This window comes from Streptomyces sp. NPDC052101 (assembly GCF_040680235.1).
Classification (GTDB): domain Bacteria; phylum Actinomycetota; class Actinomycetes; order Streptomycetales; family Streptomycetaceae; genus Streptomyces.
Genome location: NZ_JBFAWH010000001.1, coordinates 269556 through 282304 on the forward strand (window position 1 = coordinate 269556; position 12749 = coordinate 282304).

At 74.0% G+C, this 12749-nt stretch carries 9 protein-coding genes and 1 pseudogene; 1 reads left to right on the plus strand and 9 read right to left on the minus strand.

Translation table 11 applies throughout. From position 1 onward, the window contains the following. Window positions 1-149: 149 nt before the first annotated feature. The 4 genes and pseudogenes from AB0L75_RS01210 to AB0L75_RS01225 form a co-directional block, all read right to left on the minus strand. Window positions 150-905: a GvpL/GvpF family gas vesicle protein gene (locus AB0L75_RS01210; RefSeq protein WP_365173675.1), complete on the minus strand. Its 756-nt coding sequence runs from the start codon at window positions 903-905 to the stop codon at window positions 150-152. Window positions 906-1206: 301 nt separating this feature from the next. After that, window positions 1207-2142: a non-homologous end-joining DNA ligase gene (ligD, locus tag AB0L75_RS01215; protein WP_365173677.1), complete on the minus strand. Its 936-nt coding sequence runs from the start codon at window positions 2140-2142 to the stop codon at window positions 1207-1209. Continuing rightward, entirely contained in the window at window positions 2139-3986 is a 1848-nt protein-coding gene (locus AB0L75_RS01220; protein ID WP_365173679.1) for a transketolase, read from the minus strand. The genes ligD and AB0L75_RS01220 overlap by 4 nt, the downstream gene beginning before the upstream one ends. 167 nt (window positions 3987-4153) lie before the next feature. Further along, a pseudogene (locus AB0L75_RS01225) lies at window positions 4154-4552 on the minus strand (FAD-dependent oxidoreductase); the annotation flags it as partial. Window positions 4553-4766: 214 nt separating this feature from the next. Between AB0L75_RS01225 and AB0L75_RS01230 the strand changes: the two are divergent. Further along, window positions 4767-5114, plus strand: a complete 348-nt coding sequence (locus AB0L75_RS01230; RefSeq protein ID WP_365173682.1) for a VOC family protein — start codon at window positions 4767-4769, stop codon at window positions 5112-5114. A 4-nt stretch (window positions 5115-5118) separates the two neighbouring features. Here AB0L75_RS01230 and AB0L75_RS01235 read toward each other — a convergent pair whose 3' ends face one another. The 5 genes from AB0L75_RS01235 to AB0L75_RS01255 form a co-directional block, all read right to left on the minus strand. Then, window positions 5119-7113 carry a DUF5107 domain-containing protein gene (locus AB0L75_RS01235; RefSeq protein WP_365173684.1) on the minus strand — a complete coding sequence of 665 codons (1995 nt, stop codon included), beginning with the start codon at window positions 7111-7113 and terminating at the stop codon, window positions 5119-5121. Window positions 7114-7199: 86 nt separating this feature from the next. Continuing rightward, the gene (locus tag AB0L75_RS01240; protein WP_365173686.1) at window positions 7200-7751 is read right to left on the minus strand and encodes a GNAT family protein; all 552 of its coding nucleotides are present in this window, start codon (window positions 7749-7751) and stop codon (window positions 7200-7202) included. Between the two features lie 131 nt (window positions 7752-7882). Then, complete coding sequence (locus AB0L75_RS01245; RefSeq protein WP_365173689.1) at window positions 7883-9655, minus strand: CocE/NonD family hydrolase; 1773 nt, start codon at window positions 9653-9655, stop codon at window positions 7883-7885. Between the two features lie 167 nt (window positions 9656-9822). Continuing rightward, a complete protein-coding gene (locus tag AB0L75_RS01250) occupies window positions 9823-10746 on the minus strand; it encodes an LD-carboxypeptidase (RefSeq protein ID WP_365173691.1) in 924 nt (307 codons plus the stop codon). Beyond that, a complete protein-coding gene (locus tag AB0L75_RS01255; protein WP_365173693.1) occupies window positions 10743-12746 on the minus strand; it encodes a prolyl oligopeptidase family serine peptidase in 2004 nt (667 codons plus the stop codon). Before AB0L75_RS01255 ends, AB0L75_RS01250 begins: the two co-directional genes overlap by 4 nt. Window positions 12747-12749: the final 3 nt, after the last annotated feature.

The following is a 12749-nucleotide window of genomic DNA, read 5'->3' on the forward strand; positions in this document are numbered from 1 at the left end:
TCGCGCGGCGCGCGGCCCGGCGTCGGTTCCGCGGGACCTCTCCTCCTCAGCCTCTCGCTTCAGGGTGACGAAACGGGCGGGGTTCTTCAGCTCCAGCCTGACCCGGCGGCCCCGGCCGCGCCACAGTTCGCCGAGTGCCGTTCGGTTGATCACGGCGTCTCCGTGTCGGCCGCCGGCTGGGCGGGGCCGGGCTCGACAAAGCTGTACGGGGGCAGCGGGCCGTCGACGTGCAGTGTGAGATGGGGGTGGCATGCGCGGGCTTGCTCGACGGCGGCCAGGAAGTCCCGGGCCGCGTCCCGGGCCACCAGGAACGAGACGTCGAGCAGCCCTCCGGTGGACTGCGGGCCGGCGCCGACCGCGGCGGCGGCCGGCGCCAGCCGGGCCTGGACCTCGGCGGCGTCCCGGACCGCCTGGGCCCGGACGGCGGCCACGACCAGCTCGCCGAGGCGCAGCCTGTCGTCGTGATCGCCGCCTCCCGCACGCCGGTCGGCCTCGGCGAGGGCGCGGATCTCGGCGTTCTCGGCCATCACCCGGTGCAGGACGGCGTCTTCGATGTGGCCGGCCTCGACGTGGTACTCGACCCGGCCGTCGAGGGCCGTCAGGCGCTCCAGGTAGTGGTCGGCGCGCTCGTCGAGCACATGGGTGACGGCGGCGTCGTCGGGTGCCACGTTCCCGAACCGCAGCGGCAGCACACAGCCGGCCGTGCCGGTCTCGGCGAGCACGTTCTGGTGCGCGAGCAGGTCCCGGCGCTCGGGCCGCAGCCCCTCGGGGGCGTCGCTGACCACGGCGGCCAGCTCACCGGCCGTGAGGACCCGCACCGGACCGGGCGGCTCGCCCACTCCGGTCAGGTCCGCGGGCGGGGCCGGGTGCGTCCGGGCGGTGATCCCGTAGACGTAGGTGCTCACTCCTGCTCCTCCTTCCGGCGCGCCGTGGCCTCACGGGTGCGTGGCCGGGCCTCGGCGACCTCCTCTCGGGCCTGTTCGGCGACGTCGGACGGCCCGGTAGCCCGCCGGCAGGCCGGGCGCGCGCCTGATGCGGCATCTCCCTGGGCGCCGGCCGTCGCTCGTCCGCCGTTCCGCGTGCCTTGTCCTGGGGCTCATGTGAGTTCCGGATCTCTCGCGAACTCTGCCGCCGGGATGCTTTCCTGGCGTTCGGCAGCATGGCCACCTCCGTCTGCGGGTGGCCCCTCGTCCCCCGGCCAAACATTCAGGAGCGGATGCCGTCGAGGCGCCGCCGGGCCGGGCCCAGGGAGCGGCCGCGGCTCGGCAGGCCGGCCCAGAGGTCGGTGCGGGCCTGGTCGGCGGCGTCGGCGATGGTCCACCGGCGGGCGTCGAGCCCGGGGTCGTCCAGCTGCTCCCAGGCAAGGGGCACGGCGACCGGGGCGCCGGGGCGGGCGCGGACGGCGTAGGGGGCGACGGCGGTCTGTGCGTAGGCGTTGCGCTGCACGTCGAGGTAGAGGCGGCCCGCCCTGTCGTCCTTCCGGGCGGCGGTGGTGAGCCGGTCCGGGTGCCGGGAGGCGACCAACTCGGCTACGTCGTGGGCGAATTCACGTACCTCGTCGAAGTCGTGGCGGCCGTCGAGGTGGACGACGAGATGCAGTCCGCGCGAGCCGGTGGTCATGGGGGCGGCGGGCAGGGCGAGTTCGTCCAGCAGCTCCCGCAGCCAGCCGGCCGCCTCGCGGACCTGTGCGAAGTCGTCACCGGGAGGGTCGAGGTCGAAGACCAGGCGGTCGGGGTGGCCCACGCCGCCGCTCCGGTCGGTGCGCGAGAGCCAGCGGTGCAGGGTGAGACAGGCCTGGTCGGCGAGGTAGAGGAGGGTGGCGGTGTCGTCGCAGACGACATGCGTGACCGTGCCGCCCTCCTTGGCGACCTCGGCACGGGTGATCCAGTCCGGATAGTGGTCCGGGGTGTTCTTCTGCATGAACCGCTGCCCGTCGACACCGTCCGGATACCGCTCCAGCATCAGCGGACGGCCGCGCAGATGCGGCAGCAGATACGGCGCGATGGACCGGTAGTAGTCGGCGAGGTCGCCCTTGGTGTACTCCGCGGCGCCCCCGCGGCCCGGGAAGAGCACCTTCCCGGGCCGCTGGATCTCCACCGTGCGGCGGCCCGCCCGCATGGTCCGGGCGTCCGCGTCGCTCATCGCACGATCGCCTCCTCCACGAGGAGCTTGGCGGCCGCCGCGATGCCCACGGCGTCGATGCCAGCCGCGTGCAGCTGCTCGTCGGGCGCGGCCGAGCCCGGCATGGTGCGCACCGCGAGCCGTACCAGCCGGGGCACGGGCCGGCCGTCGCCGAACACCTCCGCGACGGCGTCGCCGAGGCCGCCCTCGGCGTGGTGGTCCTCCACGGTGAGCAGACAGCCGGTCTCCTCCGCGGCCCGGCGCAGGGCCTGCGCGTCGACGGGCTTGACCGAGTACAGGTCGATCACCCGCACCGGGATGCCGTCGTCGGCGAGCCGGTCGGCCGCGGCCAGTGCCTCGGGCACGGTGACCCCGGCCGCGACGACCGTCAGCCGGTCCTCCTCACCGGAGCGGAGCGTCTTGCTGCCGCCCACCGGGAACTCCTCCTCGGGGCCGTAGATCACCGGTGTCTTCCCGCGCGAGGTGCGCAGATAGCGGATGCCGTCCAGGCCGGCCATGGCCGCGACCAGCCGGGCGGTCTGGTTGGCGTCGCACGGGTACAGCACGGTCGAGCCGTACACGGCGCGGAACATGGCGAGGTCCTCCAGGCCCATCTGCGAGGGTCCGTCCTGCCCGATCGCGACTCCGGCGTGCGAGCCGACCAGGTTGATCCCGGCGCCGCTGATGGACGCCATGCGCACGAAGTCGTAGGCGCGGCTGAGGAACGCGGCGAACGTCGAGGCGTACGGCAGCCAGCCGCGCACGGCCATGCCGACGGCCGCGGCGACCAGCTGCTGCTCGGCGATGTAGCACTCGAAGAACCGGTCGGGGTGCGCCCGCGCGAACTCCTCGGTGCGGGTGGAGTCGCCGACCTCGCCGTCCAGGGCGACCACGTCGCCGCGGGCGGTGCCGAGCGCGGCGAGGGCCGCGCCGAAGGCGTCCCGGGTCGCGACCTCGTCACCCTGGTCGTAGCGCGGGAGCTGGATCACCTCGGTGGTCAGGTCGCGCAGTGCGGCGGCGGCCGGCGGCTCGTTCACATGGACGCGCGCATCGCGCGGCCCGCCCAGCTCGGCGACGGCCTCCTCGGCGTCCGGCAGCGGCTTTCCGTGGTGTCCCTCGCGGTCCTCGACGGCGGCGACGCCCTTGCCCTTGAGGGTGCGGGCGAGGATCACCACGGGCTGCCCGGTCGTGGACAGCGCCTCGCCGTAGGCCCGGTCGATCGCGTCGACGTCATGGCCGTCGATCTCGACGGTGTGCCAGCCGAAGGCCTGGAAACGGCGGGCGTAGGCGTCCAGGTCGTGGCCGTGCCGGGTGGGGCCACGCTGGCCGAGCCGGTTGACGTCCACGATCGTGATCAGGTTGTCCAGATGCTCGTACCCGGCGTGTTCGGCGGCCTCCCACACCGAGCCCTCGGCCAGTTCGCTGTCGCCGCACAGCACCCACACCCGGTAGCCGGTGCGGTCCAGGCGTTTGCCGGCGAGGGCGATGCCGACGCCGACCGGCAGGCCCTGGCCGAGGGATCCGGTGGCCGTCTCCACCCAGGGCAGCCGGCGGGGCGTGGGATGGCCTTCGAGCCGGCTGCCGATCCTGCGGAACGTGAGCAGCTCGCCGTCCTCGATGGCACCGGCGGCCTTGTACGCGGCGTACAGCAGAGGTGTGGCGTGCCCCTTGGACAGCACGAATCGGTCGTTGGCGGGGTGTTCGGGGCGTTCGAAGTCGTAGCGCAGCCGGCGGGCGAGCAGGACGGCCATCAGGTCGGCGGCGGACATCGACGACGTGGGGTGCCCGGATCCCGCGGCGGCGGACGCCCGCACACTGTCCACGCGCAACTGCTGTCCCAGTTCAGCGAGTTCATCGGTGTTCATGAGTCTCCTTGCACACAGTCGGTCGGGGCCGCGGCCCGCGGGGTCACTTGGCGGCGGGATCCGAGGGGGCGGTGGGGGCGGCCCGCTCCGGTGCGTCCGTGTCCTCCGCTCGGCCCAACTGGACGCCCTGGCACGGCAGTACGGCGTCCAGCGGCCAGTCGGCGGGCCACGACGAACGTGCACCCGGCGGCGCTGGTCCCGGCGTCGTCGTCCACGGCGACGAGTGCCACCTGCCGGGTGACGTGGTCGCGCGGATACAGCGCCTCCGGCAGGCCGCGGAACCCGTGCGCGTGCTCGGCGACGCCGGGGACCGGCAACAGCTTGTTGACGCTGCCGACGCACAGCACCAGCCGGTCGTGACCGAGGGTGCCCGGCAGCGGCACGGTGATCCTGCGGGCCTCCAGGGTGCCGGCGGCGACCTGGGGCGGCAGCGGCAGGTACAGGAAGTGGTCGGTGGGGTTCAGCGGCGTGATGTCGGCCCGGTTCCGGGTCAGGCGGGCCAGTGTGCGGGCGGCCCGGTACCCGGCGAAACCGGCGCCTACGATCACGACGTGAGGTCGGCTCACGGTGCGCCTCCGGCGGTCTGGCTCGTCCGAGGCTTTCCGCGTAACCGGGGCCGCGGCACGCAAACGCTCCGCCGGTCACCCGTATGGCTACGGGGGAGGTCGAGGGGGACCCCCGCCGCGGCGGAGCCGCATGTCGATACGGCCCCGCGCCCCTAGGATCCGCTCCCCCCGCGTCGGCTGCGAGGTCACCGCGACCCCAACTAATCTCGGGCGTATGGAGATTACAGGCGCCTCGCTGCGCATCTGCGTCGACGACCTCGAAGCCGCCGTCCCCTTCTATGAGCGGCTGGCGGGCGGCAGAGCCCAGCGGTTCGAGCGCGGTGGGGTGCAGGTGGCAGCGGTCGGGTCCTTTCTGCTGATGAGCGGGCCGGAAGCGGAACTGGAGATCCTGCGGAAGGTGACGGCCACCATCGCGGTGCAGGACGTGGAGGAGGCGCACCAGGTGCTGACCGACCTGGGCGCCCGGATCCTCGCGGGCCCGGTGCCGACTCCGGCGGGCCGGAATCTGCTGGCGATGCATCCGGACGGGTCGGTGTTCGAGTACGTCGACCAGCGCGCCTGACCGGTCACAGCAGGTCGGGGCGCATCCGGAAGTCGTGGCGGGCGGGCAGGGGCTCGTCGGTGAGCCGGGCCCACAGCCGGCCGAGCGCCTCCTCGCCCTCCCGTAGATCGGCCACCTCCAGCCCCGCGTCGAAGACGGCCCGCGCCTCGGCGGGGCGTCCCTCGGCGAGCAGCAGTTCGGCTTCGAGGAGGCGGAAGCGGCCGCGTCGGCGGACGGCGGGCAGCAGCCGGTCCCAGACGGTCCGGGCGTCGGCCGTCCGCCGTACCCGGAGCAGCGCCTCAAGGCTCTCCCGGCCGAGCGCGGCCACGGCGGCGGTCCATGTCTCGCCGTCGTCACGCCGCTCGCGGCACAGGTCGTCGAAGGCGTCCGCGTACCGTGCGGCGGCCCGCTCGTGGTGGCCGGACTCCTGGTCGGCCACGGCCAGGCAGCGCAGCAGCGGCCACAGGGAGGGGGCGAGCGGGAGGGCGCGCTCCCAGCTGCGGACGGCCTGGGCGCGGTCGCCTGCGTGCCACTGGGCGACCCCGAGGTGGTACTCGGTGTGCGGGGTGGCGGGCGCGGTCTCCAGCATGTCCCGCCAGTGCGGGGCGACGAGCGTCTCGCCGGGCGGCCGCACCCGGCGCGGCTCCGGCAGGGACCCGGTGCGCAGCAGTTCGCGCCAGGGCGCCTGGGCTTCGCCGAGGGTGGCCTCGGGGAACGGGGTGCCGGGCAGCTTCCAGTCGGCGCGCAGCACTTCGAGCGCGCCCCAGCCGGAGCCGGCGGCCAGGATCTCGCCGGGCTCGGTGTCGGCGCACGGCTGCCATTCCGCGTACGCCTCGTCGACGCGGGCGCGGGGAAGGACGGCGGCCAGGCGGTCCTCGGCGGTGCGGACGGCCCGGGTCCACTCCTCCTCGGGCGGCGCGTCGATCGGTCCGTACGCCTCCAGCCAGGACACCTCGCTCTCCGCGTCCAGCCCGATGTGTTCCAGCTGGGTGCGGGCGAGTCCGGCCTGGATCTCGCAGTAGCCGCCGGTGCCGGGCGCGGTGAGCCACTCCTGCCAGCGCCGGCCGCCGGGCCGGTGGCCCCACACGAAGAGCTTGCGGCCGCGCAGGATGTCGGTGGAGGTCTGCGCCAGCCCGTGGCCCTCGGTGTCGAGCGCGGCGATCCAGCGGCGGCGGCCGTCCGGCACCTCGTAGAAGTAGTCGGCGGCGTAAGGGCTGTTGAGGGGGTGGGTGCGGTCGATGCCGTCGTACGACGGGACGGGCACGCGGCGCAGTCGGCGTTCGTAGCCGACGGGGGTATCTCCCACGCCCTCAGGGCACTGGGGGAGCCATGCCTCGTCGGCGGGGGCCAGGACCCGGCGCTCTTCCGGGACCGCGATGTTGGACCACCAGTACGTCGGCACCGGGCGCTCGTGCGGGTTGCGGATGCGGACGCCGACGTAGAGGAAGTCGGAGCCGTCGGGCAGCCACAGGTCGACCTGGAAAGGCAGGTCGCGCAGCCGCTCCCACTCCCACAGGCGCAGCATCTGCCCACCGTCGGGGGCGGGGACGCGGGCGGCGTGCAGGGGTGCGCAGGAGAGGGTGGTGTGGCCGGTGGCGCCGATGTTCCATTCGATGCCGCCGGAGTACCAGGCGCCGTTGAGGGCGAAGTTGGCGGGCTGGAACACCGGGTTGCGGTAGAGGAGTTCGCGTCCGGTGGGCAGGTGGAGCAGGGAGGCGATACGGCCGCCGAGACCGGGCAGGACGGTGGCGCGCAGCCGGTCGTTCTCGATCACGAGGGCGTCGAGGGCGCGTGGTGCGCGGGTTCTGTCGTAGCCGTCGCGGACGCGGACCGGGAGCAGGCTGGTGAGCGGCTCGTGGCCGAGCCCGCGGGCCATGTCCGCGGGCATGCCGTCCCGGTCGCGGTCGTCGACGCGGTGCACCTCGTCGAGGGGGCGCAGTGGGGGCAGGGGGTTGTCCGGGCCCAACCGCGCGGCGGGCAGTGTCAGTTCCTCACGTCGGATCCTGGTCACGATCACCATGGAACCCGGCGCTCGACGAGTCGACCAGGGGACGTGCCGGTCAGGATTGCGCAAAGGCCCGGGAAACGGACCCCTGCCGGCCGGCCTCAGCGGGGGTCGCGCATCTCGGCGGTGAGGGCCCAGCGTTCGTGGTCGCGCCAGGCGCCGTCGATGTAGATCATGTCCGGGGAGAACCCCTCCAGCCGGAAGCCGGCGCCTCGCGCCAGCGCGACGGAGGCGGTGTTCTCCGGCTGTACGTTGATCTCCAGCCGGTGCAGCCCCAGCGGACCGAAGGCGTAGCCGATGACCAGGTCGAGGCCCTCGCGCATCAGGCCGCGTCCGGCGGCGTGCGCGAAGGCGCCGTAGCCGAGGGCACCGCACTGGAAGCCGCCGCGCACGATGTTGTTGATGTTGATGAACCCGGCGATGTCCCCGCCGTCCTTCTCGCACACCAGGAAGCCGGCCTTGGCCGGGTCCTCGATCAGCCGGCCCGCGTAGGTGGCATAGGCCTCGTCCGTGTCCGGCGGGAACAGCCAGGGCCGGTGCAGGTCCTTGCTCTCACGGGTCCGCGCGGTGAACTCGGGGCCGTCGGCGAGGCCGAAGTGACGGATGGCCACGCGGGGCCCCTCGGCGAGGTAGTGGGCTTCGGTATGCGGCATCCACCCAGCTTACGGCGCCCTCACAGGCCGCGTCGCACGCGATTCCGCCCGCTGGGCACCGGACGGGGCCTGCTGAGAGGTGCCGCCCGGTCCGGTGGGCGGCACCTTCGGCACGGTGGCGGTGGCGGGGGTCAGTCGGGGATGATCGGCAGTCGCAGCACGCCGGCGTCGCCGGGGGCGCTGGTCACGGTGACCGGCTTGATGCCGCGGTTGCCGAAGTAGGCGTCGTCGCTCGCCGCGATCACGAAGCGCAGCCGGTGCCCGGCCGCGTAGCGGTGCACGATGCCCGGCAGGGTGACGGTGAAGCTCCTGGTCACGTCCGGCACCCGGACCGGCGCGAGCAGCCGGTGGACGAGTGTCTGGGTGCCGTCGGGCGCGACGTCGTACAGCTTGGCGAACAGCACCAGCTTGTCTGCGGCGTCGCCGGAGTTCTGGGTGCGCGCGGCCGCCGGGGAGTCGACCCTGAGGGTGACCCGCGGGGCGCCGACGACATCGAGGCTCCTGGTGAGGGGGGCGCCGGTCCAGGCGAGGTAGGTGCCCTGGGTGTCGTACGGCGCCGGGTCGGGCAGGCCGATGGATTCGACCAGGGAGCTTTCCGAATGGCTCGTCGGGAGCGCCCAGTTGGTGTAGCCGCGACTGCCCCGGACCACCTGTGCGCGGTGGGAGACCAGTGTGCCGTCCCCGGAGAGATAGAGGGTCCGGCTGAGGGCGGGGACCCGGTCGGCGGTGCCGTAGGTGTGGGCGGGGTCGGTGATCCAGTCCCGGTAGTAGGCGAAGGCGGGGCCGGTGCCGGTGGTCCTGTCCTTCCTCAGGTAGCGGTCGAACCAGGCGAGGATGCGGCGGCCGACATAGCTTGCCTCCAAGTCGTCCTGGGCCAGGTTGAGTTCACCGGGGGCGGGTTTCAGGAGGCCGCCGCTGTGGCCCCAGGACTGCCAGATGAGGGCGGTCGGCGTGCCCTGGGCCCTGAGCGCGCGGTAACTGGCCGTCGCCTCGTTGAGGTTGAACAGGGTGTCGGCCTGCCCCTGGATGAGCAGGGTGGGCGCCTGGACGCGGGAGAGGTAGGCGGCCGGGGAGACGCTGCGGGCGAAGGCGAGCATCCGGGCGGTGCGATCGGCCGGGTAGCTGCCGGAGTTGAGCGTGTGCACGGTGTCGCAGACGCCGGAGACGAAGTGCAGACAGGACAGCGAGTTGATCCGGGACGGGTCGAGGCTCGGGATGGTCAGCGGCTGGCTCTCACCGGTCAGGTAGAAGCCGTTGGTCCACTGCCATTTGAAGGCACCGGGCACGCCGCGGGCACCGACGGCGTTGTTCGGGTCCAGCGCGTAGGCGAGGTCGTTCCAGGTGATGAGCGGGACGAGCGCGTCGACGCGGTGGTCGACGGAGGCGGTGGCGGTCTGGATGGCGCCGCCGTAGGAGCCGCCGATCATGCCGACGCGGGGGTCGCCGGGGCCGTCGAGGGTGACGAAGTCGGCGCGGGTGCCGTCGTCGGCCCGGCGCTTGCCGCCGAGGAAGTCGACCAGCCGGGAGGCGGCCCTGCCGTCGATGCCGGGGTCGTCGAGGGAGATCAGGCAGCCGCTGTGGCCGAAGCCGAGGCCGGAGTAGACGAGGGAGACATAGCCGCGCTCGGCGAAGACCTTGGCGAGGGCGGTCGTGGAGGCGTCGGACTTGCTGCCGCCGAAGCCGTTGGTGGCGAGTACGGCGGGCGCCGGGTGGGCGCGGTCGACCGTGGCGGGACGGTACAGGTCGGCGTCGACCGCGCAGTTGCGGCCGCCGGCCCGCACACTGAACCGCAGCGGGGTGACGGTGTACCGGCCGCCCGCGTGGGCGGGGCCGGCGGTGAGCGTGAGGGGTACGGTGAGGGCCGCGCCGAGGAGGGCGGCGATCGCGGCACGGGATCGGGACACACGGCGGGGCGCCGGTCGGGGCACACGTCGGGGCACGGGGGTCCTCCACACTGAGGCACGCGGATACCGACCAGCAGGTCTGGCCGGGAGCATGCTGTGACACGTGTCAGGCACGGGTCAATCGGCCCGCACGTGGTTTCTTGACGAAGATTCAGTGGATGTCAGGGTCAGCGCAGCGCCGGCTCGTCGAGCGTCAACGTGCCCGCGTCCGCGTCGAGTTCGGCGGCCACACCGAAGGGTATGGTCAGCGCGCCCGCGCAGTGGCCGAAGCCGAACTCCTCCACCACCGGTATGCCGAGCCCGCCGAGCCGGTCGGCCATCAGCGTCCGTATCCCGGCCTGGTCCGCGCACCCCTCCCAGGAGCCGAGCAGCACCCCGCGCACCTCCCGCAGCCAGCCCGCGCGCAGGAGTTGGGTGAGATACCGGTCCAGCCGGTACGTCTCCTCGCCCACGTCCTCCAGGCACAGCAGCCCGCCGGCCGCCGAGGGGCGCGCGTGCGGGGTGCCGAGTTCGGCGGCGAGCAGGCACAGGCAGCCGCCGAGGGTGACACCTCGTGCCCGGCCGGGCACGAGGGCGGTGCCGCCGGAGGCGATGGTGCGGACGGTCTCCGGGGCGAAGAGGGTGGCCCGCAGATGCTCCTGCGCGTGGGCGTTCTTCACGAAGTCGACGCCGGCCGCCATCGGGCCGTGCAGCGTGGCGAGTCCGAGGCGGGTGGCGAAGGCCTCGTGCAGCACGGTGAGGTCGCTGAAGCCGACGAAGACCTTCGGCCCGGCCGCCCGCATCGCGTCCCAGTCCAGCAGATCGATCATGCGCTGCACGCCGTATCCGCCGCGGGCGCACAGCACCGCGTCCACCGTCGGGTCGCACCAGGCGTTCTGGAGGTCGGCGGCGCGGTCGGCGTCCGTGCCGGCCAGATAGCGGAACTCGGCGTGCCGGTCGAGGGCATGGGGTCCGGCCACGGGGTCGAGGTCCCAGCCGCGCAGCACGTCGAGCCCCGCCTGGAGCCGTTCCTCGGGCACCGGCCCGCTGGGGGCGACGACGGCCACCCGGGCGCCCGGGGCCAGCCGCTCGGGACGCGTCAGTTCCTTCACGTGTGCAGCTCCAGTCTCGGAACACCGTGTACGTCCAGCCCGAAGACCTGGGCATACAGGGAAAGTTCGGCCTCCAGGGCGCGGATCATCGTATCGGCCCGCCGGAACCCGTGTCCTTCCCCCTCAAAGGTGATATAGGCGTGCGGCAGGTCGCGGCCCTGGATCCGGGCGAGGAAGCGCTCGCACTGGGCGGGCGGGCAGATCACGTCGTCCAGGCCCTGGAGCAGCAGGAACGGCACCGTGAGCCGGTCGGCGTGAGTGGTCGGCGACCGCTCGGCGTACCGGGCCGGCGCCTCGGTGAGCGGCCCGATCAGCGACTCCAGATAGCGGGACTCGAAGTCATGGGTCTCCCCCTGGCCCCAGCCGGCCAGGTCCAGGACCGGGTAGACGATGGTGCCGCAGGCGTAGACGTCGGTCGTGGTCAGCGAGGCGGCCGCGGTCCAGCCGCCCGCGCTGCCGCCGCGGATCGCGAGCCGGCCCCGGTCGGCGGTGCCCTCCTCGGCGAGGGCGCGGGCGACCGCCGCGCAGTCCTCGACGTCGACCACGCCCCACTGCTCGCGCAGCCGCTCGCGGTAGGCCCGGCCGTAGCCGGTGGAGCCGCCGTAGTTCACCTCGGCGACGCCGATGCCCCGCGAGGTGAAGTAGGCGATGGCCAGGTCCAGCACGAGGGGCGCCCGGCCGGTCGGGCCGCCGTGCGCCCAGATGACGTACGGCGCGGCCTCGCCGTCGGGCGCCGCCCGCTCGGGGTGGTGCGGCGGGTAGACATGGGCGTGCACCTCGCGGCCGTCCGGTCCGGTGAAGGTGCGGATCCGCGGCTCGGGGTAGTACGCCGGGTCCACGGCGTCCCGGTGCCGGGCGCCGATGGCGCGGGCGCGGCCGGTGGCGGTGTCCAGCTCGACCACTTCGTGCCCGGTGCGCGGGCTGGCACCGACGCCGACGACCCTCCCCCAGCCTCCGGCCGGGGGTACCCCCATCTCGGTTCCCTCGCCGTGGACGGCGAGGGTGGCGCCGAACTCGGTCCACGGTCCGGCGGCGTCGACGATCTCCCCGGATTCCGCATCCAGTATCCCGAGCACGGTCGACCCCCGGCCGTGGACGACCGCGATCAGACCGTTGTCCAGCGGCGCGAACCAGCGCAGGCCCGGCTTCCACAGCGGGCCGGCGAACTCCTCCTCGCGCGGGCACAGCGGAGTGCCGTCCCGGTACAGGTTCCACCAGCCGTCGCGGTCGCTCGCGTACAGCAGGCGGTTGTCCGCGGACCATTCGGCCTGCGCGATCGCCTCCCGCGGCCCGCCGGCGACGGTGCGGGCGCTGTGCAGCAGGCCATCGTCGCCGATCTCGCCGACGAGCAGTTCCGTGCCGTCCCACGGCATCCGCGGATGGTCCCAGGCGAGCCAGGCCGCCCGGCGGCCGTCGGGCGAGACGCGGGGCCCGGTGACGAACCGGTGCCGGCCGTCGGTGAGTTCGCGTACGGCCGAGCGGTCCTTTGCCGCGGACCCGTCCAGCGGTACGGCCGCCAGGACCCGCCGTACGTCCGAGGGGTGGTCGCCGGTGAACTCCTCCAGCACGCACCACACCTCGCCGCGCGCGAGGTCCAGCCGCGGGTCCGCCCAGCGCAGGCCCCCGCCCACCGCGGAGACGGGGGTCAGCGGGCGCGGCTCGCCGCCGGGCTCGTACCGGTACAGCCGCTGGTCGGCGAAGTGCGTGAAGACGATGAGCGGTGTGCCCTCGCGCAGCACCCCGGTCCAGGGCCGGCCGCCGTACTCCACCACGCGGTTGCGCACGTTCCACGGCGCGGGCAGCACGACCTCCTCGGTGCCCTCGGCCCTGCGCCGTACCAGCGCCCGGCGGCCGCCCTCGGCCGGCCGGGGCTCGGTCCACCACACCTCGTCCCCGACGAAGCCCACCCACTCCGGCTGCCCGTCGTGCGCGGCGGCCAGTGCCGCGTCGACGGGCGACGGCCACGATCCGTACGGTGACGTCCGCACCTCGCCCCCCATCCC